Source organism: Rhizobium rhododendri (assembly GCF_007000325.2).
GTDB lineage: Bacteria > Pseudomonadota > Alphaproteobacteria > Rhizobiales > Rhizobiaceae > Rhizobium > Rhizobium rhododendri.
This window is the reverse complement of record NZ_CP117267.1, coordinates 2850648-2875748: the sequence shown is the minus strand read 5'-3', so window position 1 is coordinate 2875748 and position 25101 is coordinate 2850648. Positions and strand designations below refer to the sequence as shown.

The 25101-nt window shown below is 61.7% G+C and carries 29 protein-coding genes and 1 tRNA gene; 10 read left to right on the top strand and 20 right to left on the bottom strand.

All coding sequences use genetic code 11. The features are described from left to right. Nucleotides 1-21 precede the first annotated feature (21 nt). Both PR018_RS13975 and ftsE read right to left on the bottom strand, forming a co-directional pair. Nucleotides 22-1041 carry a cell division protein FtsX gene (locus tag PR018_RS13975; RefSeq protein WP_142824782.1) on the bottom strand — a complete coding sequence of 340 codons (1020 nt, stop codon included), beginning with the start codon at nt 1039-1041 and terminating at the stop codon, nt 22-24. Continuing rightward, entirely contained in the window at nt 1034-1693 is a 660-nt protein-coding gene (ftsE, locus tag PR018_RS13970; RefSeq protein WP_111219900.1) for a cell division ATP-binding protein FtsE, read from the bottom strand. The genes PR018_RS13975 and ftsE overlap by 8 nt, the downstream gene beginning before the upstream one ends. 179 nt (nt 1694-1872) lie before the next feature. Here ftsE and PR018_RS13965 point away from each other — a divergent pair, with 179 nt between their 5' ends. The 3 genes from PR018_RS13965 (at nt 1873) to PR018_RS13955 (ending at nt 3701) form a co-directional block, all read left to right on the top strand. After that, nucleotides 1873-2598: a hypothetical protein gene (locus PR018_RS13965; protein WP_224127892.1), complete on the top strand. Its 726-nt coding sequence runs from the start codon at nt 1873-1875 to the stop codon at nt 2596-2598. A 67-nt stretch (nt 2599-2665) separates the two neighbouring features. Continuing rightward, entirely contained in the window at nt 2666-3208 is a 543-nt protein-coding gene (hpt, locus tag PR018_RS13960; RefSeq protein ID WP_111219902.1) for a hypoxanthine phosphoribosyltransferase, read from the top strand. 133 nt (nt 3209-3341) lie between these two features. Further along, on the top strand, nt 3342-3701 hold the full coding sequence (locus PR018_RS13955) for a response regulator (RefSeq protein WP_111219904.1): 360 nt from the start codon (nt 3342-3344) through the stop codon (nt 3699-3701). A gap of 58 nt (nt 3702-3759) precedes the next feature. Here the strand turns inward: PR018_RS13955 and PR018_RS13950 are convergent, their stop codons facing one another. From PR018_RS13950 to argH, 4 genes are all read right to left on the bottom strand, one after another. After that, nucleotides 3760-6453, bottom strand: a complete 2694-nt coding sequence (locus PR018_RS13950) for a TIGR02302 family protein (protein ID WP_142824783.1) — start codon at nt 6451-6453, stop codon at nt 3760-3762. 251 nt (nt 6454-6704) lie between these two features. Further along, entirely contained in the window at nt 6705-7973 is a 1269-nt protein-coding gene (gene lysA / locus PR018_RS13945) for a diaminopimelate decarboxylase (RefSeq protein ID WP_142824784.1), read from the bottom strand. 14 nt (nt 7974-7987) lie between these two features. Then, entirely contained in the window at nt 7988-8182 is a 195-nt protein-coding gene (gene lptM / locus PR018_RS13940) for an LPS translocon maturation chaperone LptM (protein ID WP_142824785.1), read from the bottom strand. A gap of 103 nt (nt 8183-8285) precedes the next feature. Next, nucleotides 8286-9689 (bottom strand): argininosuccinate lyase, encoded by a 1404-nt coding sequence (argH, locus tag PR018_RS13935; protein WP_111219912.1) that lies wholly within the window; start codon nt 9687-9689, stop codon nt 8286-8288. A gap of 23 nt (nt 9690-9712) precedes the next feature. On the opposite strand from argH, the gene tlpA reads away from it, so the two are divergent. Further along, nucleotides 9713-10378 carry a thiol:disulfide interchange protein TlpA gene (tlpA, locus tag PR018_RS13930; RefSeq protein WP_142824786.1) on the top strand — a complete coding sequence of 222 codons (666 nt, stop codon included), beginning with the start codon at nt 9713-9715 and terminating at the stop codon, nt 10376-10378. A gap of 144 nt (nt 10379-10522) precedes the next feature. After that, a complete protein-coding gene (locus PR018_RS13925) occupies nt 10523-11893 on the top strand; it encodes a tetratricopeptide repeat protein (RefSeq protein ID WP_161990916.1) in 1371 nt (456 codons plus the stop codon). 15 nt (nt 11894-11908) lie between these two features. Here PR018_RS13925 and PR018_RS13920 read toward each other — a convergent pair whose 3' ends face one another. The 6 genes from PR018_RS13920 to PR018_RS13895 form a co-directional block, all read right to left on the bottom strand. Then, on the bottom strand, nt 11909-12790 hold the full coding sequence (locus PR018_RS13920) for a 3-hydroxybutyryl-CoA dehydrogenase (RefSeq protein ID WP_142824788.1): 882 nt from the start codon (nt 12788-12790) through the stop codon (nt 11909-11911). 145 nt (nt 12791-12935) lie between these two features. Continuing rightward, nucleotides 12936-13865, bottom strand: a complete 930-nt coding sequence (locus PR018_RS13915; RefSeq protein WP_142824789.1) for an electron transfer flavoprotein subunit alpha/FixB family protein — start codon at nt 13863-13865, stop codon at nt 12936-12938. 22 nt (nt 13866-13887) lie between these two features. Then, the gene (locus tag PR018_RS13910; protein WP_142824790.1) at nt 13888-14637 is read right to left on the bottom strand and encodes an electron transfer flavoprotein subunit beta/FixA family protein; all 750 of its coding nucleotides are present in this window, start codon (nt 14635-14637) and stop codon (nt 13888-13890) included. Between the two features lie 174 nt (nt 14638-14811). Beyond that, a complete protein-coding gene (locus tag PR018_RS13905; protein ID WP_142824791.1) occupies nt 14812-15390 on the bottom strand; it encodes a cob(I)yrinic acid a,c-diamide adenosyltransferase in 579 nt (192 codons plus the stop codon). Between the two features lie 10 nt (nt 15391-15400). Then, complete coding sequence (locus PR018_RS13900; RefSeq protein WP_111219926.1) at nt 15401-15604, bottom strand: twin transmembrane helix small protein; 204 nt, start codon at nt 15602-15604, stop codon at nt 15401-15403. An 18-nt stretch (nt 15605-15622) separates the two neighbouring features. Continuing rightward, a complete protein-coding gene (locus tag PR018_RS13895) occupies nt 15623-16456 on the bottom strand; it encodes an SDR family oxidoreductase (RefSeq protein ID WP_142824792.1) in 834 nt (277 codons plus the stop codon). A gap of 98 nt (nt 16457-16554) precedes the next feature. On the opposite strand from PR018_RS13895, the gene PR018_RS13890 reads away from it, so the two are divergent. Next, nucleotides 16555-17469, top strand: a complete 915-nt coding sequence (locus tag PR018_RS13890) for a YihY/virulence factor BrkB family protein (protein ID WP_142824793.1) — start codon at nt 16555-16557, stop codon at nt 17467-17469. Here the strand turns inward: PR018_RS13890 and gluQRS are convergent. Beyond that, the gene (gene gluQRS, locus PR018_RS13885) at nt 17434-18315 is read right to left on the bottom strand and encodes a tRNA glutamyl-Q(34) synthetase GluQRS (RefSeq protein WP_142824794.1); all 882 of its coding nucleotides are present in this window, start codon (nt 18313-18315) and stop codon (nt 17434-17436) included. The genes PR018_RS13890 and gluQRS overlap by 36 nt on opposite strands. A 50-nt stretch (nt 18316-18365) precedes the next feature. Here gluQRS and PR018_RS13880 point away from each other — a divergent pair, with 50 nt between their 5' ends. After that, nucleotides 18366-19010 carry a DNA-3-methyladenine glycosylase family protein gene (locus PR018_RS13880; RefSeq protein WP_142824795.1) on the top strand — a complete coding sequence of 215 codons (645 nt, stop codon included), beginning with the start codon at nt 18366-18368 and terminating at the stop codon, nt 19008-19010. Between the two features lie 111 nt (nt 19011-19121). After that, nucleotides 19122-19679: an HNH endonuclease gene (locus PR018_RS13875; RefSeq protein ID WP_111219936.1), complete on the top strand. Its 558-nt coding sequence runs from the start codon at nt 19122-19124 to the stop codon at nt 19677-19679. 14 nt (nt 19680-19693) lie between these two features. Here the strand turns inward: PR018_RS13875 and PR018_RS13870 are convergent, their stop codons facing one another. Continuing rightward, complete coding sequence (locus PR018_RS13870; protein WP_142824796.1) at nt 19694-20209, bottom strand: disulfide bond formation protein B; 516 nt, start codon at nt 20207-20209, stop codon at nt 19694-19696. Between the two features lie 19 nt (nt 20210-20228). Further along, nucleotides 20229-20819 (bottom strand): YqaA family protein, encoded by a 591-nt coding sequence (locus tag PR018_RS13865; RefSeq protein WP_142824797.1) that lies wholly within the window; start codon nt 20817-20819, stop codon nt 20229-20231. A gap of 245 nt (nt 20820-21064) precedes the next feature. Here PR018_RS13865 and PR018_RS13860 point away from each other — a divergent pair, with 245 nt between their 5' ends. Then, a complete protein-coding gene (locus PR018_RS13860; protein ID WP_142824798.1) occupies nt 21065-21340 on the top strand; it encodes a hypothetical protein in 276 nt (91 codons plus the stop codon). 22 nt (nt 21341-21362) lie between these two features. On the opposite strand, the gene PR018_RS13855 is transcribed toward PR018_RS13860, so the two are convergent. Next, nucleotides 21363-21617 carry a PilZ domain-containing protein gene (locus PR018_RS13855; RefSeq protein WP_224127895.1) on the bottom strand — a complete coding sequence of 85 codons (255 nt, stop codon included), beginning with the start codon at nt 21615-21617 and terminating at the stop codon, nt 21363-21365. Between the two features lie 445 nt (nt 21618-22062). Here PR018_RS13855 and PR018_RS13850 point away from each other — a divergent pair, with 445 nt between their 5' ends. After that, nucleotides 22063-22296: a hypothetical protein gene (locus tag PR018_RS13850; RefSeq protein WP_142824800.1), complete on the top strand. Its 234-nt coding sequence runs from the start codon at nt 22063-22065 to the stop codon at nt 22294-22296. 70 nt (nt 22297-22366) lie between these two features. Here the strand turns inward: PR018_RS13850 and PR018_RS13845 are convergent, their stop codons facing one another. The 4 genes from PR018_RS13845 to PR018_RS13830 form a co-directional block, all read right to left on the bottom strand. Further along, nucleotides 22367-22729 carry a hypothetical protein gene (locus tag PR018_RS13845; protein WP_142824801.1) on the bottom strand — a complete coding sequence of 121 codons (363 nt, stop codon included), beginning with the start codon at nt 22727-22729 and terminating at the stop codon, nt 22367-22369. A gap of 1 nt (nt 22730) precedes the next feature. Beyond that, complete coding sequence (locus PR018_RS13840; protein WP_142824802.1) at nt 22731-23072, bottom strand: hypothetical protein; 342 nt, start codon at nt 23070-23072, stop codon at nt 22731-22733. Nucleotides 23073-23494: 422 nt separating this feature from the next. After that, nucleotides 23495-23579 (bottom strand) — tRNA-Leu (locus tag PR018_RS13835). A 138-nt stretch (nt 23580-23717) separates the two neighbouring features. Then, nucleotides 23718-25016 (bottom strand): MFS transporter, encoded by a 1299-nt coding sequence (locus tag PR018_RS13830; RefSeq protein ID WP_142824803.1) that lies wholly within the window; start codon nt 25014-25016, stop codon nt 23718-23720. Nucleotides 25017-25101: the final 85 nt, after the last annotated feature.

Sequence of the window (25101 nt, the reverse complement as noted above, 5' to 3'; positions counted from 1 at the left end):
AGATCAGTCATAGTTTTAAGCTCAGGTCGCATTATCGCTCCTGCTCGGGTCCGATCGGATCTGGTCGATCTCGTATATGGTTCGCATCACCGTAAACCGCGCGGTGACCGTCGTCAGCAGTGCGATGATTACCATCGTCGCGAAAATGCCGAGATAGCCGAGTGCGCCGACCGAGAAGGTGCCGAACAGTGCCGTCGCCTGGTCGGTCTGCGGGGTGGCGATCGTGTGGCTCTGCAGCAAGCCTGCGGCGGCAAAGAAAAGCGCCGCCAAGGCACTCCCGACCGCGGAGCCCTTGAAGCTGATTTTCAGGAAATGCTTCTGGAATTCCTTGGCTACGAAAGCGCTTTCGGCGCCGACGAAATGCAGCACCTCGACGATGTGACGATTGCCGGACAGTGCGCCCCGTGTGGCAAAGACCACCGTCAGCACCATAGCCGTGAACACCAGCAGCAGGATGCCGGTACCGATCATGACCGTGGTGTGGGCCATCGACACCAGCCGGTCGACCCAGGTGCGGTGGTCGTCGAGCGAGGCCTGCGGGATCGCGTCCTTCAGCAATGCGCGCATCGCCTCGAAATCCGGCGGGTGGGTTTCGTCGATGGTGACGATGACCAGCCGGGGCACGGGCAGTTCCTTGAGATCGAGGCCCGAGCCGAGCCACGGCTCCAGCAGGCGGGCGGTCGCGGCCTCGTCGACGATCTGCCCGGTCTTGGTGCCGACAAAGGTCATGGCGATATCGCGGGCCTTGACCAGCGCCTTCTCCATGTCGAGGTCGTCGTCAGGCTTGATCTGGATCGTGATTTCGCGGGCGATCTGGCTTTCCCAACTGGCAGCCGTTGAGCGTACCATGCTGACGGCGCCGAGTGTCAGGCAGGCGAGGAAAGCCATGATGGCAATCACCACCATCAGCGCATTGCCCTGGATTTTCGAGGACGGAACGATCGGCCCAGTCGGGCGCACGCGCATTGCCGGCCGCCTCGTTTCGGCTGGCGTCTGCGCGTCCGGACGCGCCTGCTTGCTGGGGACATCAGGTTCAATCATAGATGTCGAGATGCCCCTCGGAGAGGATCATGCGTCGCGCTTCGACCTGGTCCATCAGCGTCAGGTCATGGGTGGCGATGACGACGGCGGTGCCGAGCCGGTTCAACTCGAGGAAGAGATTGAGCAGCCGGCGGGCCATCGGCGGATCGACATTGCCAGTGGGCTCGTCTGCGAGCAGGATTTCCGGTCGGTCGATCAGTGCGCGGGCGATGGCGGCACGTTGCTTTTCGCCGCCGGACAGAACTGGCGGCAGCACGTTTATACGCTCGCCGAGGCCGACCCATTTCAGCAATTCGAGCACATCGTTGCGATAGGAGCTCTCGTCCTTGCCGCGGACCCTCAAGGGCAGGGCCACGTTCTCATAGGTGGTGAGATGGTCGAGCAGGCGGAAATCCTGGAAAACGATCCCGACTCGCCGACGCAGCAGCGGCAGCTCGCTATGGGGAATGGCGGAAATGTCCCGGCCGAACATGCGGATCAGGCCGCGTGTGGGCTGCAGCGACATGAAGAGAAGACGCAAAAGCGTCGTCTTGCCGGCGCCCGAGGGGCCGGTCAGGAACTGGAAGGACTTTTTCGGAATGTCGAAGGTCATGTCCCGGAGAATCTCCGGGCCCATGCCGTAACGCAAACCGACGTTTTCAAAATGAATCAACGGGCAGCCCAGTCTTCCGCGGTTTCGATCGCTGACTTGTTAACCAACAGGGTTAACGGACCGTAAAGTTTGCTGGCCCCAAGCTGCTTCGGCGACCATCTTTGCGAAGCATTAACCATTCAAATTTACTTCTAGGTGGGATTCCTTTCAATGGCCCGTTTGCCGGCGCCGATGAAACGATGTGGATCACCACAGAGGACGTCACCATGGGCGCATTTCGCAATCGCCACCATCAGACGGGACTGGCTTATGATCTGATCCCGCCCGAGGCGCAACAGCCAACGCGATCACTTCGCCGTTTCGAGCGGTCGGACGATATCGTCGACGCCGAATTCGTCATCGTCCAGCCGGGCCGTAGCAACAATTTTTCGGCCCGCAGCGGTAACGACAATCACAGGCGCCATCATCCGCAGCCGCGCAAGGGCATGGCATCTGCCGCTCTCCTGTCGGCGGGCGTCTATTTCATGCGCGCCGGCGAAAGCTGGCTGCAACGGGCGTCCGGTCGCAGCTTCGCGGTGTTGATCGTGGCGCTTTTCGTGCTGGTGTTCGGTCTGGTCGGCGGTTTTTCGGGCCTGGCGGAAGCGCCGGTGCGGGTCCCGCCGATCGCTGCAGCACCCTTGCAGTTCACCCATGTCTCGCTGACGCCGCGCGATGCCAACGGCATGCATATCCTCGTACTCAACGGCATCATCGACAATGTCACCGCCGCCGGTCGCTCCTTGCCGGAAATCCGGGCCGATCTCTATGATGGCGACCAGTTGCTGGCGAGCGTGATGATTGCGCCACCCAGCGAGCGGATCGGCGGAGGCGAGAGCCGTGGCTTTTCGGCGCGATTGCCGCACCAAGGCGAAAAAATGCCAGAGGTTCGGCTTTCCTTTGTCCAGGCGGGTGCCGACGGGCGGTGATTGTGCTAACGGCTGTTGCTCCAACCGGCGGGCCTTCCGCCGATGATGCCCAGGGAGCCTGCCGACCATGCCAGTCGTTCGCGGAAAAAACATCGAGCCGCTTTTCACCGCCGCGCAGATTGCCGCACGCAATCTCGAACTGGCCGCCGAGATCGCCAAGGGACCGACCAAGGACCTGCTGGTCATTGCCATCCTCAAGGGCTCATTCATCTTCGCCGCCGACCTGCTGCGGGCGCTGCACGATACCGGGCTGGCGCCCGAGGTCGAGTTCGTCACCCTCTCCAGCTACGGCACCGGAACGGTGTCGCAGGGTGTCAGGATCGTCAAGGATATCGACAGCGACGTGCGCGACCGGGACGTGCTGCTGATCGACGACATCCTCGAATCCGGCCGGACGCTGCGGTTCGCCAAGGAAATGCTTTATGAGCGTGGCGCCAGAAATGTTTCGGTGGCTGTGCTGCTCGACAAGAGCGTCAAGCGCCAGGAAAAGATCGAGGCCGAGTATGTCGGCTTCGAATGCCCGGATTATTTCGTTGTCGGATACGGCATGGACGTCGCCTATGCCTTCCGCGAATTGCCTTTCGTCGGTGTCGTTACCGGCGACGCCTGAGCCATTTCGGGGCGCCTGTCACAGACGCCTTGTTAACCATGCGACCGGTTCTTCGGCGTGCCGTTTACCGATCGCAAAGGAAAGTCTGGTGATTTCGCTGCCAGGGACATGACCGTCCGACGGAGCGATGCACATGGCAAGAATTCTAATCACCGAAGACGAAGATTCGCTGCGCCGGTTCGTCGCTCGCGCGTTGCGCATGGACGGTCACGAAACGGAAGAAGCGGCCGATGGCGCCGAGGGACTGGAGAAGCTGCAGGGCGGCGGCTTCGATCTTTTGCTGTCGGATATCCGCATGCCCGTGATGGATGGCATAGAGCTGGCGCACCAGGCGTCTTCGCACTGGCCGGACATGAAGATCCTGCTGATGACCGGCTATGCCGAACAGCGCGAACGCGCCGACGACCTCATGGAAAAGATCGTTGACGTTGTCTCCAAGCCCTTTGCCCTGCCGGACATCCGCAAGGCCGTTGCGCTGGCGCTTGCCGCCTGACGCCACGCCTCGCCACCCCCGAGGCCGATATCGGCTCGCATGGTGAGGGTCGCGTCTTCTACTGGATGTCGAGCAGCCGCTCCAGATAGCGCCGTTCTTCTTCCTGGGTCGGATTGTTGCCGAGTCGCTGGCGGATCGCGTCGAGGATTTCGCGGGCCCTCTGGGCGTCGATCTGGTCCGGGATCTTGGTGTTGCCGTCGTCGAGCGGACCGTTGCCGTCTGCCGTGGCGCGCCCAAGCGGATCCCGGCCTCCCGGATTGCCCGGACCCTGGCCCTGCTGCTGCCCTTGGCCTTGTCCCTGCTGCGCCTGCATCATCTGGTTGAGCATGTCGCGGGCACCCTGGCGTAGCGCTTCCAGAGCGCGGCCCTGGCCCTGCGTCGCCTTCTCGCCATCGCCCTTGCCGAGCGCGCCGCCGGCGCCTTGCATTTCCCGCTGTGCCTGGCCAAAGCCCGGGCCCGGCTTGACGCCCATCTCCCCGAGACCCTTCTGCAATTCGCCGAGCTGCTTTTCCAGAGTGTTCTGCTGCTCCTTCAAGGCCTTCAGTGCATCGCGCAGCTGGTCTTCCGTCATGTCGTCTTCCGGCGACTGCGCCTTCTGCTGGCCTTGGCCCTGCTGCGGATCCTGCGGTTGCTGCCCCTGCTGCGGCTGCTCTTGTCCCGGCGGCTGCTGCCCCTGCGGGCCTGGCATCGGCTGGGCAAAGGGGTCCATATCCTCGTTCGGATCGCCGCTCTGCATCTTGTTGCGCATGGCCTGGTCGAGCTTGAAGGTCTTGTCCATCAGCTTCTGCTGCTCGCGCAGGATCTGGCCGAGCTTGTCCATCTGCTGGCGGCCCTTGCTGTCGTCCTTGCCTTGCTGTTGCTGTCCCTGCTGCGGTCGGCCTGCCTGCATGTTATTCATCATCCGCTGCAGTTCGGACAGCATCTGTTGGGCCGCATCGCGGTTGCCGGAGCGGGCAAGGTTCTCGATCTGGTCCATCATCCGCTCGAGATCCTGCTGGCGCAAAACCCTCGCATTCTTCTGGTTCGGCTGGTTTGGCGCGTTCTGCATGCGCTGCGCCAGCTCCTTCATGTAGCCGTCCATTGCCTTGCGCAATTCGTCGGTGAGCTTCTTGATCTCCGAATCCGGAGCGTTGCGCTGCAGCGCCTCCGAGAGTTTCTGCTGGGCGTCGCGCAATTGCTTCTCGGCATCCGAAAGCTGTCCGTCCTCCATGCCGAGCGCGATCTGCCAGAGATAGTCGGCGGTATCCTTCAGAGACGCATCGTCATGGGCAAGCCGCATGCGTGCCTGCGCCGATTGCAGCAGCAGGTAGTGGGTGAGGTTCGGCACGGTCTCGTCGGCGCGGATCGTCAGCGCTTCGTTCAGCTGGATCGCATCCGGCATCTTGCGGGTGTCGAGCGCGAACACCTGCCGTTGCTCGGCGACGGCACCGGCCAGCGGTTCGTTGAAGTTGCGGGCCGGCATGGTCATCTCGTGCGGCGGGCTGCGACCGGTCTGGCCGGCGCCATCGCGGGCAACAAGCGTGATCCGGACGCGCTTTCCGGCCAGCGGATCCTGGGTCAGGTCGTGGCTGCCGAGCCCCTTGACGTCCTTGCGGTTGCGGCGGGAAAACTCGAACTTGTAGTCCGGCACCGCATAGAGCGGCGTTGCCTGCGGGTCGGCATCGACGGGTACGATTTCAGCGTGGGCTTCGTCCACGCCGTAGTCGTCCTTCGCCTTGAAGCCGATTTCGAGGGCCCCGTTGACGGTCGCGTGCGGCAATCCGTCGAAGACGATTTCCGGCGGCTTGTCGGCGAGCACGTTGAACGCCCATTGCCGGCCGTTGACCGAGAGCGTGCCGCCCTTGTCGAGCTTCATCTGATGGGTCCGCGCCGCGGCTTCGGTGGCATCGGCAGCGGCAGGCGGCGTTTGAGCCGTGGGCGAACCCGCCTTGGCAGCCGGCGCATCCTCCTGCAAGGCGACCTCGGTCCCGCTCTTGCTACCGGTGTCCTGGAACAGCACCGTTTCGCTGCCGGCACCGCCGGTAACGCGGACGGTCAGTTCGGAAAATTGCGGGACGGAGATCGCGCCGGCGGCAGTGGCTGCCGTGCCCGTCAGGTAGACGGGCGGCTGGCCTGTGTAGGCGGGCGGGGTCACCCAGGCGTCGATGCGCAGGTCGGGGGCGTTGGTTGACGCCAGAGGGTGGTCGAAGGCGTCGCCCAGCGTGCCGGCGCTGTTCGACATCGAATAGCCGAAGGCCACCGCCAGCAGCAGGGCCGGGAGGGCACGCAACGCATAGGGGTCGTGGCGGGCGATATCGGGGCGCGGCAGGCCGGCATCGAGGGATGCGATCCGTTCCGCCATGCGTGTCTGGTGCTCGCGCCAGAGGGCTCGCGCGAATGGCGTCTCGAAGGCAGGTTCGTCCTCCTGCACCGCGACCGGCTGATGCGACAGGCCGTTGCGCTCTTCGAGCAACCGGTCGGCATCGAGAGCGGTCGGCCAGCGCAGGCGGCGGAATGGAATGAAGGAGGCGACGAGCGCGATGATGAAGATGCCCAGCAGCGCCAGCCTCGGGACAGTCGGCAAGATACGGAAGAGACCGAACCATGAGGCGGAGACATAGAGGGCAGCCACTGATGCCAAGGGCAGCAACATCGGCAGCAACTGCTCGGAGACGAGTACCGCTCTTGCCAGGAAACGCTTGGTCGCGACCAGGCGTGCGAGCGCCGGCCGGGAGGCAAAAGCGCCTTTCCTATCTTTGCTGGCATTGGTCATCGGTTCGCTGTTCCCCGAACTGGTGTTGCTGGCCGACGCTTATCCCCGGGGCGAAGATTTGCTCCGGCGACCCTGCGCCGCCTGAAAACGCCCCACATCGTCATCGCCGTTCCCAGCAGGCAGCGCCCATGGTCCAGCGCCTCCGAGGAAGCAGCGCTTGCGGAAGGATAGCATTCTTTGTGGCGAAGACGAGGGCGTGCAACGACAAAGCCGGTTTTTCCATGCGTCTTTGCTTTAATTCGAAGAAGGGATCAGGCAAGCCAGGCCGGCAGGGAATCGAGGTTGATCAAGTCCTGATAGGTCTGGCGCGGTCTGACGACATGGAATTCGTCGCCCTTGACCAGCACTTCGGGCACCAGCAGCCGGCTATTGTAGGTGCCGGCCTGCACGGCACCGTAGGCACCGCCGGAGGAAACGGCCAGCAGGTCGCCGGGCTTCGGCATGCTCATCTCGCGGTCGAGCGCCAGGTAGTCGCCGGTCTCGCAGACTGGGCCGACGACATCGGCCTTGATGCGCGGCGCGCTGGCGGCGGTGACGACGACCGGGCGGATCTCGTGATAGGCCTCGTAGAGCGTCGGGCGAATGAGGTCGTTCATGGCGGCATCGACGACGACGAAGCTCTTTTCGCCGCCATCCTTCACATAGATCACCTCGGTGACGAGGATGCCGGCATTGCCGACCAGCAGGCGGCCCGGCTCGGTGACGATACGGCAGTTCAGCTGGCTCAGCTCGTTCCTGACGATCTCGGCATAGGCGTCCGGCGATGGCGGCGGATTGTTGTCGTCATGGTAGGGAATGCCGAGCCCGCCGCCGACGTCGACGTGGTGGATGGCATGGCCTTCGCCACGCAGCGTCTCGACGAGTTCGCGAAGCAGCTTGAAGGCCGCCTGGAAGGGCTGCAGCTCGGTGATCTGGCTGCCGATATGCATGTCGATGCCAGTCACCTCGATGCCCGGCAGGGTGGCTGCGCGGGCATAGACGGCGCGGGCACGCTCATAGGAGATGCCGAACTTGTTTTCCTTCTTGCCCGTCGAAATCTTCGCATGGGTGCGGGCGTCGACATCGGGATTGATGCGGAAGGAGACTGGCGCCCTTTTTCCGGCGCGGACGGCGCGCTGGTTCAGGACTTCCAGTTCCGGCTCGGATTCGACGTTGAAACAGTAGATGCCGGCCTCGAGAGCTGCATCCATCTCAGGCGCGGTCTTGCCGACGCCGGAAAACATGATGCGTTCCGCCGGAATGCCGGCGGCCAGCGCCCGTGTGAGCTCGCCGAGGGATACCACATCGACGCCAGCACCGAGGCGGCCCAGCGTCTTCAGCACCGCCTGGTTGGAATTGGCCTTCATCGCGTAGCAGACCATGGCATCGACGCCGTGGAAGGCTTCCGAAAACACCCGGTAATGCCGCTCGAGCGTCGCCGTGGAGTAACAGTAGAAAGGCGTGCCAACCGTCTCGGCGATCTTCGAAACGGCAACGTCCTCGGCGTAGAGAACGCCGTCGCGATACTGGAAATGGTTCACGGCGGTTGCCTGTTCTAAAGAAGCGGATCGAGGATGAAAGGCTTGTCGGCCGTACCCGGTTGCTTGGTCGGCTTCGAGGTGTCGCCGCCCTTGGTGGCGTTGACGCTCGGCGGATCGAGATCGCCCTTGCGGCCGCACGCAACGGTGGCGAGACCCATGAGCGAAAGCACGAGGGTCATGCGGATGATGTGCGGCACGTTGATTTGCATCGATTTCCTCTTGAGGCGCGGCGTCGGGCAGGCAGACCTTCATAGCGAAGTTTCAGCGCCTTGTGCACCCTGATTGTTGCGTTGCGGCTTGCAGCCCGTGCAGTCAGTTGCGGGCGCGCCAGTAGGCGATCTGCTTGCGGACTTCGGAGGGCGCGGTTCCGCCGAAGCTCTTGCGGCTGGCAACCGAGGCTTCGACGGTCAGAACGTCGAAAATCTCGGCCGTAATCGCCGCGTTCAGGGCCTTGAGGTCGTCGAGCGAAAGTTCCGCCAGTTCGCAGCCCTTGCTTTCCGCCAGCGCCACGGCGTGGCCAGTGACGTGGTGGGCGTCGCGGAACGGCAGTCCGGCCTCGCGGACCAGCCAGTCGGCAAGATCGGTGGCCGTCGAATAGCCGGAGCCAGCGGCAGCCTTCATGCGCGCGACGTTGACGGTCATGTCACGGACCATGCCGGTCATGGCGGCAATGGCCAGTTCTAGGCTCTCGGCGGCGTCGAAGACCTGTTCCTTGTCTTCCTGCATGTCCTTCGAATAGGCGAGCGGCAGGCCCTTCATGATCGTCAGCAGGGCTACCAGCGAGCCGTTGATGCGGCCGGTCTTGGCGCGCACCAGTTCTGCGGCATCGGGGTTCTTCTTCTGCGGCATGATCGACGAGCCCGTGGAAAAGGCGTCGGATAGGCGCACAAAGCCGAATTGCGGCGTCGACCAGATGACAATTTCTTCCGCCAGACGCGACAGGTGCATGCCGGCGATGGCGGCAATCGACAGGAATTCCAGCGCGAAGTCGCGGTCCGATACGGTGTCGATCGAATTGCGGGTCGGCTCGCGGAAGCCGAGTGCCTTGGCTGTCATGTGGCGGTCGATCTGGAAGCCGGTGCCGGCCAGCGCCGCCGCCCCGATAGGTGATTCGTCCATGTGCTCGATGGCGTGGCGAACGCGCGAGCGGTCACGGCCGAACATCTCGACATAGGCCATGCAGTGGTGACCGAATGTCACAGGCTGTGCGGTCTGCAGATGAGTGAAGCCGGGCATGACGGTATCGGCATGCTCTTCGGCGCGGTCGAGGAAGGCGGCGATCAGGCCGGTCAGCGCCTGTTCGCAGCGCTGCAACTCTTCCTTCACCCAGAGACGGAAGTCGAGCGCGACCTGGTCGTTGCGCGAACGGGCGGTGTGAAGCCTGCCGGCAGCGGGGCCGATCAATGTCGCAAGCCGGGCCTCGATGTTCATGTGGATGTCTTCGAGCTTGCGGGAAAATTCGAAATTGCCGCTCTCGATTTCTGACATGATCGTGTTCAGGCCGTGAACGATCTTGTCTTTGTCCTCCGTCGAAATGATGCCTTGATGAGCAAGCATCGTGGCGTGGGCGACAGAACCGCGGATGTCCTGCGCAAACAGCTTCTTGTCGAAACCGATGGATGCATTTATCTCCTCCATGATGGCGGCGGGACCGGACGCGAAACGTCCGCCCCACATCTGGTTGGAGGCGCTGGTGTCGTTGGTGTCGTCAGCCATGAGATGCCTATCTGGAGAACGAAATGACAGCAAAGAAGCCGTTCGGTCTGCCGTCTTTGAAATTGGTCCTGATCGCAGCCGTTGCCGGCGTCGTCGCGGGTGCGGCAGCGGTATACGTGAAGCAGGCGGGGTCTGGCAATGGGACGACCGAAACCGCTGACGCCGGCGACTGCCAGCCGGCCAAGGCCAAGGGCGCTGCGCTGACACCCTTCACCAAGGGCCAGGTCGCGGCCATGGTCGGAGCCCAGCAGCCGCTGTCGCTGCAAGGCGTTGCCTTCAAAGGGGCTGACAGCCAGCCCCTGTCGGTCGGGAATTTTGCCGGCAAGACCGTGCTGCTCAATCTCTGGGCCACATGGTGCGTTCCCTGCCGCGAGGAGATGCCGGCGCTGAACGCACTTCAGAAGCAGATGGGCAACGACAAGTTCGAGGTCGTGGCTGTCAACATCGACACCGGCGACGACGAGAAGCCCAAGACCTTCCGCAGCGACAACGGTATCGATACGCTCGGCTATTACCGCGACAACAGCATGGGCGTCTTCAATGCGCTGAAGAAGCAGGGCCTGGCCTTCGGCCTGCCGGTGACATTGCTGCTCGACGGCAAGGGCTGCCTGGTGTCGGCCATGAACGGCCCGGCGGCCTGGGACAGCGAAGATGCAAAGGGGCTGATCAAGGCCGCGACAGCCTTGTAGGCCTGAGCCAAAAGTTGTGTGCTCCGGCTCCTGATCCGCAGGCGCTGCGGATCAACTCTATCATCGATGGCATCACCCTGGAGTAAGGCCCGCTCTTTAGAGTCGTGGCATTGCCCGTCATTTCTTTTGTTGAGAGCCATACCGATGAGCCAGCCCGAGGCGGATTTTTCGCAGCACGTTTCTGCCATCATGGCACCGATGATCGGCCTGTCTGCCGAGGACGAGGCCGCTGCATGGCTGAAACGCGGAAATTTTCTGCAGCGCATGGGACAGTTCGCCCTTTCGATCGAGGCCTATGACAAGGGGTTGGCCCGCTTGCCCGGCCACATCAAATGCCTTTGCAACAAGGCGCAGGCGTTCGAGCAGCTTGGCCGGAGACTGGAGGCGTTGGAGACCGCACAGGCGGCCCTGCGTCTCGATCCGGAAAGCCAGGAGGCGCTGCTTCTGTGCGGTACTTTCGAGCTGAGGCTCGGCAATTCAGCGGGAGCCCATGCCTGCTTTCTGACCGTCGCCGAGAAGGGCGTGGTACGCAACTATCCGGCCGCGCAGAAGCCAGCCAGATTTCGCATCCTCATGCTGTTCTCGCCCGAAGCCGGCAATACGCCCTACGAGGATCTGATCAATGGCGGTCGCTTCGACAGCGAAGTGATCATGGTTCTGCGCGGCTATCGCAACGATCCTGACGTTCGGGACCCCCGCGTCGATGTCGTCGTCAACCTCGTTTCCGAAACGGATTTCGGTCTCGATGTGATCGCCTCGGCCATCGATCTTGCGGACTCACTCGGAAGGCCTGTGGTCAACCATCCCCGGCTGATCCTGGGCACGGATCGCGAATCGATCTCGCAGCGACTGGCCCATGTCCCTGATACGGTGATGCCGGCGACGGTGCGCATCGATGCCGGTGACCTTTGCCGCCGCGTGCGCGACCAGGCCACGCCGTCCCTGCCGGTCATCGTCCGCCATGCGACCACCCATGGCGGCGAGATGATGGAGCTTGTCGACAGCCCGGAAGCACTGCTGGATTTTGCCGAGGAAGCCGGCGAGCGCATGCTCTACCTGACGGACTATGTCGACTACCGCTCCGCCGACGGACTGTTCCGGAAGTATCGCTTCCTGTTCGTCGGCGATGAAATTCTTCCCTACCACCTGGCAATCGGCGATGGCTGGAAGGTGCATCATGCGTCGACCCGGATGGGCGATGTGGAGTGGATGCGGATGGAAGAGCAGGCGTTCCTTGCCGATCCGGCCAGCATTTTCGGAATATCGGGTATGGCAGCACTGGAGACCATTCGCCGGCAGGTCGGTCTCGATTATTGCGGCATAGACTGTGCGCTCGATGCCGAGGGCAGGGTGGTCGTCTTCGAGGTCAACGCCTCGATGCTGATCCATAACGACAACCCGGGGTTCGAATACAAGACGCCCTACGTGCTGGCGATAAAGGCCGCCTTCGAGCGTCTACTGGAGCGGCGGGCAAGCGAGTACCGGGTTATGACGGGGAGACCAGCTATCGCCTGAGACAGCGGATGGTTCCTAGCGCGTCGGGACCGGCACTTCGCCACGGTAGTCATAGAAGCCGCGGCCTGACTTGCGGCCGAGCCAGCCGGCTTCGACATACTTCACCAGTAGCGGGCAGGGCCGGTATTTCGAGTCCGACAGGCCGTCATGCAGCACCTGCATGATCGATAGACAGGTGTCGAGGCCGATGAAATCTGCCAGTTGCAAGGGGCCCATCGGATGGTTGGCGCCGAGCTTCATCGCGGTGTCGATGGCATCGACGGTGCCGACGCCTTCATAGAGCGTGTAGATCGCCTCGTTGATCATCGGCAGGAGGATGCGATTGACGATGAAGGCGGGGAAATCTTCCGAAACGGTGAAGGTCTTGTCGAGGGAGCTCACATAGTCGCGCGCCACCTTGAAGGTCGCCTCCTCCGTGGCGATACCGCGCACCAGTTCGACCAGCTTCATCACCGGGACCGGGTTCATGAAATGGATGCCCATGAAGCGTTCCGGGCGGTCTGTAGACGCGGCAAGCCGGGTGATCGACAGCGACGAGGTGTTGGTGGCGAGAATGGCGTCCGGCTTCAGCACGGCGCAGACTTGTGTGTAGATCTTGCGCTTGACGCTTTCTTCCTCGGTGGCAGCCTCGATGACCAGATCCATCGGCGCCAGATCGTTGACATCGGCGGAGCCGGAAATGAGCGCCAGCGCGGTCTTGCGATTGTCATCGGTCAGCTTGCCTGATGAGACCTGGCGGGCGAGGTTGCCGTTGATGGTCGCCAGCGCGCTTTCGATGCGTTCCTGCGAAAGGTCGTAGATGTGGACCTTGTAGCCGGCAACTGCGGAAACCTGGGCGATGCCGCAGCCCATCTGGCCGGCGCCGACAATACCGATCGCGTTCAAAATCGTGCTCATCGCCCACTCCTTGGTCGGCGCATTTCATTGATGCGGCCCGTCCGTTTATAAATAATGCCGGGCCATTTCTAGCCCGGCACTATTGATAGACTGATAAGAGCGAAGTTTCCAGTCGTCCGCATTGGACAAACCGGGTCCCGTCGGCTCAAAGCGCCTTTTCAAGCTCCGGCAGAAGTTCGAACAGATCGCCGACGAGACCGTAATCGGCAACCTGGAAGATCGGTGCTTCGTCGTCCTTGTTGATGGCAACGATGACCTTCGAATCCTTCATGCCGGCGAGATGCTGGATGGCGCCGGAAATGCCGACTGCGATGTAGAGCTGGGGCGCAACCACCTTGCCGGTCTGCCCGACCTGCCAGTCGTTCGGCGCATAGCCTGCATCGACGGCAGCGCGGGAGGCGCCGACGGCAGCACCGAGCTTGTCGGCAAGCGGCAGGATGACTTCCCGGAATTTTTCCGCCGAGCCGAGCGCGCGGCCGCCGGAAACGATGATCTTGGCAGAAGTCAGTTCCGGACGGTCCGAAGAGGACAGCGCGTCGCCGACGAAGGTCGACAGGCCGGGATTGGCAACAGCCGAGATGGCTTCGACAGCAGCCGAGCCGCCTTCTTCCGCCGAAGCGAAGGATGCCGTGCGCACCGTGATCACCTTCTTGGCGTCGGTCGACTGGACCGTCTGGATGGCATTGCCGGCGTAGATCGGCCGTTTGAACGTGTCCGGTGAAACGACCTCGATGATTTCCGAGATCTGCGCGATGTCGAGCAGCGCTGCAACGCGCGGCAGGACATTCTTGCCGACCGAGGTGGCAGCCGAGATAATGGTGTCGTAGCTGCCGGCCAGCGAGACGATCAGGTCAGCCAGAGGTTCGGCAAGATTGTTGGCGAGATCGTCGCTTTCGGCGAGCAGTACCTTGGAGACGCCGGACAGCTTTGCAGCAGCGTCGGCCGCAGCCCGGGCGCCCTTGCCTGATACCAGCACATGGATGTCGCCGCCGATTTTAGCTGCGGCGGTCAGGGTCTTGGCGGTCTGGTCGGAAAGGCTGACATTGTCGTGGTCAGCCAGAAGAAGAATGGCCATTTTGGATCGTCCTTTCCGTAAGTTAGAGCACGCCGGCTTCGTTTTTGAGCTTGTCCACCAGTTCGGCGACCGAGGCAACCTTGACACCCGCCTTGCGACCGCCTGGCTCTTCCGTCTTCAACACCTTGAGGCGTGCTTCCGTCGAGACACCGAAATCGGCTGGCGTCTTCTTGTCGAGCGGCTTTTTCTTGGCCTTCATGATGTTTGGCAGCGAGGCATAGCGCGGTTCGTTGAGGCGAAGGTCAGAGGTGACGACGGCTGGCAGCTTGATGTCGATGGTCTGCAGTCCGCCATCGACTTCGCGGGTGACGGTGGCGCTGCCATCGCCGATCTCGATCTTTGACGCGAAGGTTGCCTGGGCGATGCCCATCAGGGCTGACAGCATCTGGCCGGTCTGGTTGCTGTCGTCGTCGATTGCCTGCTTGCCGACGATGATCAGGCCGGGCTGCTCGGCTTCAGCAACGCCCTTCAGGATCTTGGCGACGTTCAGCGGCTCGACGGCATCGTCGGTCTCGACCAGGATGGCGCGGTCGGCACCCATGGCGAGAGCCGTGCGCAGCGTTTCCTCGGCCTTGGCCGGGCCGATCGATACGACGACCACTTCCGTTGCCTTGCCGGCCTCGCGCATGCGGAGCGCTTCCTCGACCGAGATTTCGTCGAACGGGTTCATCGACATCTTGACGTTGGCAAGCTCGACGCCTGTGCCATCCGGCTTGACGCGGATCTTGACGTTGTAGTCGACAACCCGCTTCACGGTTACGAGAATTTTCATGCAATCCTTCCTTCAACTGGTCGCCCGGAAAATGCGCTTTTTAGCGCCAATCCATTTGTCGATTGGCGACATCGATACGCGTTTTTTCTCCAAATACAACGCTTGCCCGCCGCAAAAGGTCGATTTTGCCGGGGTTGCGAAATCGTCGCGGCAGAGCACATGCAGGAACCGTCGTCAGCGGTTCTTGCCCGGTATCCAGAGCACGTCGGCACGACCTTGGTCGTTGGCGTGCCTTGCCGCGACAAACAGGAAATCGGAGAGGCGATTTATGTAATGCAGCGCCGGGGCACTGACGCGCTCGCCCTCGGTGTGGGACAACTCCACCATCAGCCGCTCCGCCCGGCGTGCGATCGTGCGGGCTAGATGCAGGTGGGCCGCTGCCGCGTTGCCGCCGGGCAGCACGAACGAGGTCAGCGGCTGAAGCTCGCCGTTGAGGTAGTCGATGTCCCGTTCCAGCCGCTCGACCTGCGTATCGATGACGCGCAACGGTTCCCATGCGGGAGGCTCGTCGGTTTCCGGCGTGGAAAGGTCTGCACCGAGGTCGAACAGGTCGTTCTGGATTGCCATCAGCATCATGTCGAGCACAGGCATGGTGTGGCTGTGTAGCCTGGCGATGCCGATTGCCGAATTTGCTTCGTCTATGGTGCCGTAGGATTCGACGCGCAAATCGTGCTTCAGCCGGCGCGGTCCGCAGACCAGTCCCGTCGTGCCGTCATCGCCTGTCCTGGTGTAGATCTTGTTGAGTTTGACCATGGTTTTCGCCTCAGGTAGGTCGCCCGCCGCCGGTTAGCCACAGGGTCAGCATGATCAAGATGATCGCTACTGCCTGCAGGAGGATGCGCATCTGCATCAACCGGTTGGACAGGCTTGGATTGTCGCCGCGCGTCATGTTGAACAGGCCGCGCACCAGAACGATGGCGACGAGGCCCATGAAGATGATCGCAAGAATATAGGTAAAAGTAGACATCGAACTGATCCTCCCTCCTCAATCGAACCGACGCATCAGGCGGTAGAAGAGATCGGCCGGCAAAAGCCGCTTCAACCACGCTCCCTGCCTGGCAGGGGTCGTTACCAGATAATGCGGGTGAGGCCTCCTCGCCTCCAGCGCATGCTTTAGCACAGAATAAACGGCCTCGGGACCGAGTTTGTGACGATTGACGGGGCCTGTGCCATTCAGTCGCGCCAGCTGCCGGCGGTATTCGGCTGCATGGGCCGAACCCTCGATATCGATATTGGCTTCAAAGCGCGCCAGCGCCGTCGCCGTGAACTGCGAGGCAATCGGCCCGGGCTCGATCAGGCTGACATGGATGCCCGATCCCTGCAGTTCCATCCGCATGGTGATGCTCAGTCCCTCCAGCGCAAATTTGGAGGCGGTGTAGGCACCGCGAAAACGATAGGGGATGAGGCCGAGGATCGACGAGCACTGGACGATGCGACCCTGTCCGCGCCGGCGCATCAGCGGAATCACCTGCCGCGTCAGCTCGTGCCAGCCGAACAGGTTGGTCTCGAATTGCTGCCGCAATACGTCCGTCGGCAGATCCTCGACTGCGCCGGGCTGGCCATAGGCGCCGTTGTTGAACAGGGCATCGATGCGTCCGCCGGTGCGCGCGGCGACCGTTTCAACCAGCGCCGTGATGGTTGCGGTCTCCGTATAGTCCATGACCAGCGCCTCGATGCCGTCGGTCTCGAGCGGGGCAAGGTCGCTATCTTTCCGGACGGTCGCAAAGACCCGCCAGCCATCGGCCTTCAATGCCCGGGCGCAATGGGCGCCGATACCGGTCGAACAGCCCGTAATGATGATGACGCGGTGATCCATCATGCAATGATTCCTGTACAAAGCATGCGTCGTTTCCCATATTCGCAGCGACGATACAATCAACTCACCCACGGTCGCCGACCGGGCACTGCGGAGATGGAATGCAGACGGTTCTTCGTACGCTCTACAAGGTGGTCTACGACGCGATCTTTCACTTCATCGAGGACGACGGCTTTGCGATGGCGAGCCACGTCGCCCTGTCGACGCTTCTTGCTGTCTTTCCCTTTCTTATCTTCGGCACCGCGCTGGCGAGCTTTCTCGGTGCGAGCCAGTTTTCCGGTACGGCCATCCACCTGATCTTCGACACCTGGCCAGAGACCATTGCCAAGCCGCTTGCCGACCAGCTGCTGCAGGTGCTGACGATCCCGCGCGGCGGACTGCTGACCGTCTCCGTGCTGGCCGCCGCCTATTTCGCCTCGAACGGCGTCGAGGCGCTGCGCATCTCGCTCAATCGCGCCTACCGCGTGCCGGAAACGCGGCCGTGGTATTTCACCCGGCTCGCCAGCCTCGGCTATGTGCTGATTGCGGTGCTGATCTTTGCGGCGATCAGCATCCTGCTGCTGGCCGTGCCTGTGGTGCTCGACTACATCCGCGCCAAGCTACCCTGGCTTGCCGATACGCTGGATATCGTTGCCAGCTGGCGTATCTACGGCACGCTGTTCGCCCTCACCGCGGGGCTGCTGATCGTCCATCTCTGGTTGCCGGCCGGGCGGCGCAAGGTGCTGGATGTCGTACCGGGCGTACTTCTGACCCTGCTGTCGTGGCTCGCGGGCGCGCTGATCTTTGCCTATTATCTGCAGACCTTCGCCAACTACACCGCCACCTATGCGGGGCTGGCGTCTGTTATGATCGTGCTGGTGTTTCTCTACATGGTCGGTGTGATCTTCATCATCGGTGCCGAGATCAATGCGGCGCTGATGAAGTTCCGTGTCCGCCGGATGATTGCGCGCAATTACTATGGGCTCGATGCCGGCAGCGCCTCAAAGCCCGATCCGTCGGCGAATATCCGCCGGTGACAGGCCTTCCTCCCTGAGGGCTTCCAGCCCGACGGCGCCGAAGCTTTTCGACAGCTTTCGCCCATCGGGATCGGTGATCAGCCGATGATGATGGTAGAGCGGCTGCGGCAGGTCGAGCAGGGCCTGCAGCAGGCGGTGGATGGAGGTCGCGGCGAACAGGTCGAGACCGCGCACCACATGGGTTATTCCCTGCGCGGCATCGTCGACAACCACGGAGAGGTGATAGCTGGACGGCGCATCCGACCGCGACAGGACGACATCTCCCCAGGCGCCGGGGTCGGCCGCAATCTCGCCGCGCCGGCCGTCGCCGCTCTCCATCCATGACAGCGTCTGCGGGACGGCGGCAAGCGCCTTCGCCATGTCCAGCCGCCAGGCATGTTTCTCGCCTGCGTCGATCCGGCGTCGACGTTCGGTGTCGCTCCGGTCGCGGTCGTCTGCCGGATAATGCGGCGCGCCATCGGGATCGCGGGGCCAGGGCCGGCTGGCTTGCTCGGCCTCGCGGACCCTCTGGCGGACCTCGCCGCGCGTCATGAAGGCGGGATAGACAAGGCCGCGCCCGATGAGCGTGGACAGGGCGCCCTGATAGCTGTCGAAATGTTCCGATTGCCGGCGTACCGGACGTTCCCATTCGAGCCCCAGCCAGTCGAGATCCGAGAGGACTGCGGCTTCCAGCTCCGGCGTGCATCGGGCGAGGTCGATATCCTCGATCCGCAGCAGGAAACGGCCGCCGGCATCCCTCGCCATGTCGTGGTTGAGGATCGCCGACAGCGCGTGGCCGAGATGCAGCGGCCCGTTCGGGCTCGGTGCAAAGCGGAAGGTCGGCTTTTGACGGGGCGGGTCGATCATGCTTTCTTCTGCCACGATTTGAGGGCTTCGGCCAACAGGAGGAGTGCGCAATGCGTATTATCCGCGACGCCGACGACATCGCGGAGGGGCTCGAAGCGCTGCTCGAGAGCGACCCGCGCCTGCGCCCGATCGCCGCACTGTGCGGCACTCTGCCGTTGCGGCTGAGTGAACCCGGTTTTGCCGGACTGGCGTATGTCATCGTCTCGCAGGCGGTGTCGCGGGCGAGCGCCGAAGCGATCTGGGCCAGGATGTGTGCGGCCGCAGGGCCACCGCCCGCCGAGGCCTATGTGTCACTGGCGCCCGATGCCTGGCGCGCGTTCGGCCTGTCGCGCGGCAAGGCCGAGACGTTGTCGCGAGTGGCAACAGCGGTGGCGGAGGGCCGACTCGACCTCATGGATCTCGGTTCGAAAAGCCCGGAAGAGGGGCTTTCCAGGTTGATAGCGGTGAAGGGTATCGGCCCTTGGACGGCGGAGGTCTACCTGATGTTCTGCTGCGGACATGCCGACCTGTTTCCAGCGGGCGACGTCGCGCTGCAGGCAGCAGTCGGCATGGCTTTCGGGATGGAAGCGCGCCCGTCGGCCAGGCAGGTGGTTGTGCTGGCGACGGCGTGGGCACCGTGGCGGTCGGTGGCGGCACGGCTTTTTTGGGCATTTTACGCGGTTCGCACGGCGCGTGTCGCTCTGCCCGTCGGATGATCGGCTGACGGATGCCAAAAATGCTGCTCTGCACTGAATTTATTGGACTTCACATTCCTGTAACAACAGGCCTAATATGGTGCTGCAGATGAATCGACCGGGAGGATTTCCTTGACGATTGCAGTTTCGCCCCAGGCCTTGCCGGCGCTCGTCCTGAACGCTGACTACCGGCCACTGAGTTATTATCCCTTGTCGTTGTGGTCCTGGCAGGACGCGATCAAGGCCGTCTTCCTAGACCGCGTGAATATCATTGCGGAATACGACCACTCGGTCTCTTCGCCGAGCTTCTCCATGCGCCTGCCCAGCGTCGTTTGCCTGAAGAGCTATGTCCAGCCATCCCGCAATCCGGCCTTTACGCGCTTCAACGTTTTCCTGCGCGATCGCTTCGAATGCCAGTATTGCGGCGCCCATGACGACCTGACCTTCGATCACGTCATCCCGCGCGCCCATGGCGGCGAGACCACGTGGCAGAATGTCGTTGCCGCCTGCTCGCCCTGCAATCTGCGCAAGGGAAGCAAGCTGCCGAAGCAGGCACAGATGTTCCCGGCGCAGAAGCCGTACCAGCCGACCGTGCAAGACCTGCACAATAACGGCCGGTTGTTTCCGCCGAACTATCTGCACGAAAGCTGGCTCGACTATCTCTACTGGGATACCGAACTGCAGCCCTGATGGCTGCGGTTTGCTCACGCCGCCTTGCGGAAGCCGGCAACGGCGATGGCAGCGAGGATGAGGCTGGCAATGACATTCCAGCCGGCCATGGAAAGACCAAGCACGCGCAGCGCAGCCACCGAGCACGACGGACCATGCACCTTGTTGAGGCTGCCGAGCACGCCACCGCTGGCAGGCGTCGTTGACGAGAAGGCCGGCCCTGTGCAGGAAGACGGCCCTTCCCAGAAATTCCATTCGACACCGGCGTGATAGACGCCCATGCCGCCGCCCACCAGCATCATGATGCCGGCCACGGCAAGCAGCGCGCGGGTGAGCCAGGCGGGCATGCCGAACAGTGCGCTCAGCGCTGCGAGAATGGCGACAGGGATGCCGTAGTAGTAGGGCAGGCGCTGCATCAGGCAGAGTTCGCAAGGGGTGTAGCCGCCGATATACTGGAAGCCGAGCGCCGAGCCGACGGTGGCCGACATGCCGAGTGCCAGAAGCGCGGCGTAACCGAAGGCGGGGCGGGCGGGGTTGATCGTCTCGGTCATTGTATGGCTCCGGGGTCGTTCAGTGCGTCAGGAAATGCAGGGCGATATAGAGCAGGATCAGCACCGCCGCGACGGCGCCGGCAATCAGGCCCAGGCGTTTTTCGATGAAATGGCGGATCGGTTCGCCGTAGCGCTGCAGCAGCCAGGCGAGAAAGAAGAACCGGGCGCCACGGGCAACGATGGCGGAGATGATGAACAGGCCGAGATTGATGTTGGCAACGCCCGACAGGATGGTCACCACCTTGATCGGCGGCAGATGGGCGAGGCCCGAGGTCACCAGCAGGAGGACGACGGTCTCGTAGGTGATGCCGTTGCGCAGCTTGTCGAAGGCTTCGAGCTTGCCGTAGAATTCGAGGATCGGCTTGGCGACGGTCTCGAAGGCGTAATAGCCGATGGCCCAGCCGGCGATGCCGCCGAGCACCGAGGCGACGGTGGCAATCAGCGCGTAGCGATAGGCGCGGTGGGGTTTGGCGAGCGTCATCGGCAGCAGCATCACGTCGGCCGGCACCAGAAACACCGAGCTTTCGACGAAGGCGATGACTGCGAGCCAGATTTCGGCCGAGGGCCGGCCGGCGAGCGACATGGTCCAGTCGTACAGTCTGCGCAGCATGCGTTCCCTTTCCCGGTTGCAGTGCAAGAGCTTTAGGGGGCTCGACCGGGGCTGTAAATGGCGCCGGCGCCGGCTTCTACCTGCCCTGTGCAAAATTTTCGTGATGGCGCTGAGCACCGGCGCTGTCGCAAACTTGTCACGCCGGACCCAATCGCGCTGCAGCGGGCGGCAGCTTCGTGTCTGCTGCATTGCAAATCGACTGTTACGGCGCACACTCGTTTTAACGCGAATCTGTGGAGCAAGCCATGAAGCTTCTGGTGATCGAGGGTGGCAGGAATGCAGCGCGGCTGACGGCACCGACCGTGCGGCCGACTGCCGCCGATGTTCATGCCGAAGCCATGCGGCGCATCGGAATGGCCGGCTATGACACGTGGCGCATCCGCGAATTCGCCACGGGCGCCGCAATGCCAAAGGCGCTGCGCTATCTCCAGATGCAGATCGCCTATGCCGCAGAAACGCTGGCCCGGCTCGAGCGCATTCCCGACGATTTTCGCTCGGACGTCTACTGGCCGCTGGGCTGAGGTGGGGGTTGGATTTGTCTGTTTATGCGATGTCGGGCACCGGGAAGCTGACGCCGACGGAATCGATGCGACGCCATTTGACGGTAGCATCGAAGCTGCGTCCATCGGACAGCAGCAGTGTGAAGGTATCCGGTATGGAGATGGCGTTCTGCACCTTCAACCGCGCACCCGCCGGCGAAATGTCCCTGACGATGCAATCGAAGACGGAATAGCCGCCCTCCAGAACAATTTTCGCCCCGAGGAAAGACCGTGATCGAACGTGCTCTCGATTTTGCAAGACGAACATCCTGAAGCCGTGGTCGTTCCTTCATTAGCAGACGGAAAGATTGAAGCTTTATGAAAGCCGACGCTGCAAGTTGTCGTAAGGCAAAAATTGTAGGGTGGGGGGAGAGGTTGGGGTTCGATACGTGCCAACCGAATTCTTTCCAGTGCTGCCTACAAACCCGGCCGGCCCGGCGGCACTACATCCGATGGCTTCAGGCGGTCGCCTTTTTTCGCGACAGGCTTCGTATTGACGGGTTCGTCGATCGAGGTGCGATAATTATCGGCACCCTTAAGGTACAGATAATAAGCCAGCCCTCCAAATGCTGCAGCACTGAGACAAGAGATCAAATAATACATAATGACTGTTCGGAGCATGCGGCGGCGTTACAGCAAGATCAGCCCACCGTCGACAACAAACATCTCTCGGTCATGCAGTTCTATCAATATGGAAATGACGTTTGTCAGGTGATGTGGCGAGCATTGCTGGAAATTCAACAAGTTTTCAGCGCTATACGGCGTGGTCGCGCCCCATGCAGGTCGCTTTTAGTGGTTTCGATCAAAATTCAGCTAAGCGATGGCAAATCAAATTCAATCTGAAGGTGAGCTTGCAGCCCAGGTATCGGCTTGAAGAGTTGCAATTTTCGCCTTTCACAAGCTACATTCATGACGAAGCCTCGCGAGAAGAACTGTAGCCCGGCTCACGAATAGCCGTCATACTTGAAATGCTCAGACGCTCCAGAGAATGCTTCAAAACACGTTGCATCAAGAGTTATTTTCGATGCCAGATAGCAGTTGTCCATACGTCAGCTTGTTGGATGGTAGCTTGTAGAGTGGTGCAGGCGTCCTGAACCAATCCCACGAATGCATAGGCAGCCAGCCGCTGATGCTCATAGGGTCGATTTCGGCTACAACAAACAGGTTCTTATTAAAGAAATCCTGTAATTTTACTGTAAGCTCATTCGTGTCCAGTTTAGTTTTTACAAAGTAAATAAGCGGAACATGATTCCAATAAGACAATATATCGACGCTATCTAGTAAATATCTCTGAAACCCAGCCACGTTTACGTTTTCGTACAGGCCGTAAATCATATGACAATTGATACCATTGTCTTCATCAATGGTCATATTAATGCTCCAGTAGATTAGGATTACCCAGCGGCATGTTCCCGACAGTCGTTATAGATCTTTGGTCGTCTCCCATCAACTTGCCATCGATCGTTCGCATATTCTGAATGTGAGCCTCCGAATGAATTCGGTCGCGGTCGTTGTGGAGCAGGAAGTTGTAAACATAAATGAAATAGCCCAGCACTGCGATCGTTGCAGCCAACGCGACATGGGCCGCTAATCCAGCCATGGCGACATATAAGGCGGTTGCCAAAGCTCCAAAGGTTGCTATGGCCCACAATATGGGCGCCAATGCACTTCCAGTTGTTTGCGCCTTAGAAGCATTATTGAAAACTTGGAACATATGCATCAACCGTTAATATTTACCACTCATATCGCGATAGTGTTTAAAGGCAAGTTCTTCTTTAGGTAGAGGTGGCAATTTAGATAAAGACCTAGAGCCCCGATGGGCAAACGCTTCGTCAAAACCGACCTCTGTAGGACGGGCGTATTTTTTGAGCCCTGTCCGCTCCGTCATTGTCCATCCAATCGGAACGCCAAATCATGTCGATTACGGGCCATACGACGTCGAAGGAAGTCAACAGATACACGGCGCCGCCAATCAGAGACGGCCTGCAGACGGTGCCATGGGGGGTCTCAATAGATAAAATCAGGAAGGCTGAGGATCACAGGCTGAAGAAAAGTGTCCAGCTTTTTTGGTGCAGGGCAAGTCTTCTGGACGTTTAGTGCCAAAAAAGTCAATCTTTCAACGTCAAAAAACAGTGGTGGTGCCCCATGCCGGAGTCGAACCAGCACTTCTTGCGAAACTCGATTTTGAGTCGAGCGCGTCTACCAATTCCGCCAATGGGGCAACGGATACCGACGAGGCGGGTGTCTAACATGCGAGTGGGCGCAGGCGCAAGACGGCGCGGGGGCTCGTCGGCAATTTCCGTCGGTGGGCGTTTGCAGGCAGGCCTTGCGGGCCCGGGCAAACGTTGGTTCGTGTGTGTCAGTGGGCGGTGGCTGTGCGGCGAAGCGTGATGCCGGGTTTGCTTAGCGTGATTGCCAGGATCGCGGCCAGCAGGCAGAAGGCGCCGGCGACGAAGAATGCCGGCAGGTAGCTGTCGAGCTCGGTGCGCGACAGGCCGGCGCCGAAGGCGGCAGTGGCAGCACCCAGCTGGTGGCCGGTGAAAACCCAGCCGAACACCATGCCGGCCTTTTCCGGGCCAAAGCGGTCGGCGGCGATCTTGACCGTCGGCGGCACAGTGGCGATCCAGTCCAGCCCGTAGAAGACGGCGAAGATCGACAGGCCGTAGAAACCGAACTGGCTGAACGGCAGGAACAGCAGGGCGAGGCCGCGCAGGCCGTAGTACCAGAACAGCAGCCAGCGATTGTCGAAGCGGTCGGACAGCCAGCCCGAGCCGATCGTGCCGAAGAAATCGAAAATGCCCATGACGGCCAGCACGCTGGCGGCTGCGACAGGCAGGATGCCGTAATCGCCGCAGAGGGTGACGAAATGCGTCTGGATCAGCCCGTTGGTGCTCAGCCCGCAGATGAAGAAGGTGGTGAACAGGATCCAGAAGGTTGAGCTCCGCGAGACCTCCTTCAGGACCAGCAGCGGCGACATCAGCATGGCAGCAAGGCTCTTGTCGATCTTCGGTACGGGCGTCACTGTTTCCTCGCCGAAGACCGGCAGGCCGAGGTCGGCCGGGCGGTCGCGCATCAGCGCCATGACGACCAGGGCCGCGACGGCCAGCATGGTGCAGACGAAGACAACGGTGGTGCGCCAGCCGTAGCGCTGGGTCAGCTCCGCCATCAGCGGCAGGAAGACCAGCTGGCCGGTGGCAGAGCTCGCCGACAGCATGCCGACCACGAGGCCGCGATTTTTGCTGAACCAGCGGGCCGAGACCGTGGCGGCCAGCACCATCGCCGTCAGCCCCGTGCCAAAGCCGACGATGATCCCCCAGAACAGCAGCAGCTGCCAGAGTTGCGTCATGTAGAGCGAGCCGATGAAGCCGATGGCCACGGTGACGAGCGCGAAAATGATGACGTTGCGCACGCCGAAGCGGTTCATGAAGGCAGCGGCAAAGGGCCCCATCAGCCCGAATAGCAGAAGGCGGATGGCCAGCGCCGAGGAAATCGACGATGTGCTCCAGCCGAATTCGTCCTGCAGCGGCTTGATGAGTACGCCCGGTGCGCCCATGGCGCCGGCGGTCACCAGCATGGTGAGGAAAGTGGCACCCACCACCACCCATCCGTAGTGGATGTTGCGGCGTGCAAGCGTCGAGGCTAGGGCAGTGGACACCATGGGACTGTTCCAGTGATCGGGTGGTCGGAGCGTTTGCGGCGCGACCGTGTCTGCGACTATTCACCCGTCTCCGAGGCAAAGTCCA

Excerpts from the sequence above, each read along its gene's own strand:
- PR018_RS13910 (WP_142824790.1), bottom strand. The coding sequence starts at position 14,637 with ATGAAAATTCTCGTAACCGTGAAGCGGGTTGTCGACTACAACGTCAAG.
- tlpA (WP_142824786.1), top strand. The coding sequence starts at position 9,713 with ATGACAGCAAAGAAGCCGTTCGGTCTGCCGTCTTTGAAATTGGTCCTG.
- PR018_RS13975 (WP_142824782.1), bottom strand. The coding sequence starts at position 1,041 with ATGATTGAACCTGATGTCCCCAGCAAGCAGGCGCGTCCGGACGCGCAG.
- PR018_RS13900 (WP_111219926.1), bottom strand. The coding sequence starts at position 15,604 with ATGTCTACTTTTACCTATATTCTTGCGATCATCTTCATGGGCCTCGTC.
- PR018_RS13840 (WP_142824802.1), bottom strand. The coding sequence starts at position 23,072 with ATGTTCCAAGTTTTCAATAATGCTTCTAAGGCGCAAACAACTGGAAGT.
- PR018_RS13950 (WP_142824783.1), bottom strand. The coding sequence starts at position 6,453 with ATGACCAATGCCAGCAAAGATAGGAAAGGCGCTTTTGCCTCCCGGCCG.
- lptM (WP_142824785.1), bottom strand. The coding sequence starts at position 8,182 with ATGCAAATCAACGTGCCGCACATCATCCGCATGACCCTCGTGCTTTCG.
- PR018_RS13925 (WP_161990916.1), top strand. The coding sequence starts at position 10,523 with ATGAGCCAGCCCGAGGCGGATTTTTCGCAGCACGTTTCTGCCATCATG.
- PR018_RS13880 (WP_142824795.1), top strand. The coding sequence starts at position 18,366 with ATGCGTATTATCCGCGACGCCGACGACATCGCGGAGGGGCTCGAAGCG.
- PR018_RS13915 (WP_142824789.1), bottom strand. The coding sequence starts at position 13,865 with ATGGCCATTCTTCTTCTGGCTGACCACGACAATGTCAGCCTTTCCGAC.
- PR018_RS13865 (WP_142824797.1), bottom strand. The coding sequence starts at position 20,819 with ATGCTGCGCAGACTGTACGACTGGACCATGTCGCTCGCCGGCCGGCCC.
- PR018_RS13830 (WP_142824803.1), bottom strand. The coding sequence starts at position 25,016 with ATGGTGTCCACTGCCCTAGCCTCGACGCTTGCACGCCGCAACATCCAC.
- argH (WP_111219912.1), bottom strand. The coding sequence starts at position 9,689 with ATGGCTGACGACACCAACGACACCAGCGCCTCCAACCAGATGTGGGGC.
- PR018_RS13860 (WP_142824798.1), top strand. The coding sequence starts at position 21,065 with ATGAAGCTTCTGGTGATCGAGGGTGGCAGGAATGCAGCGCGGCTGACG.
- gluQRS (WP_142824794.1), bottom strand. The coding sequence starts at position 18,315 with ATGATCGACCCGCCCCGTCAAAAGCCGACCTTCCGCTTTGCACCGAGC.
- PR018_RS13870 (WP_142824796.1), bottom strand. The coding sequence starts at position 20,209 with ATGACCGAGACGATCAACCCCGCCCGCCCCGCCTTCGGTTACGCCGCG.
- PR018_RS13965 (WP_224127892.1), top strand. The coding sequence starts at position 1,873 with ATGTGGATCACCACAGAGGACGTCACCATGGGCGCATTTCGCAATCGC.
- PR018_RS13955 (WP_111219904.1), top strand. The coding sequence starts at position 3,342 with ATGGCAAGAATTCTAATCACCGAAGACGAAGATTCGCTGCGCCGGTTC.
- hpt (WP_111219902.1), top strand. The coding sequence starts at position 2,666 with ATGCCAGTCGTTCGCGGAAAAAACATCGAGCCGCTTTTCACCGCCGCG.
- PR018_RS13895 (WP_142824792.1), bottom strand. The coding sequence starts at position 16,456 with ATGATGGATCACCGCGTCATCATCATTACGGGCTGTTCGACCGGTATC.
- PR018_RS13905 (WP_142824791.1), bottom strand. The coding sequence starts at position 15,390 with ATGGTCAAACTCAACAAGATCTACACCAGGACAGGCGATGACGGCACG.
- PR018_RS13920 (WP_142824788.1), bottom strand. The coding sequence starts at position 12,790 with ATGAGCACGATTTTGAACGCGATCGGTATTGTCGGCGCCGGCCAGATG.
- PR018_RS13890 (WP_142824793.1), top strand. The coding sequence starts at position 16,555 with ATGCAGACGGTTCTTCGTACGCTCTACAAGGTGGTCTACGACGCGATC.
- PR018_RS13845 (WP_142824801.1), bottom strand. The coding sequence starts at position 22,729 with ATGACCATTGATGAAGACAATGGTATCAATTGTCATATGATTTACGGC.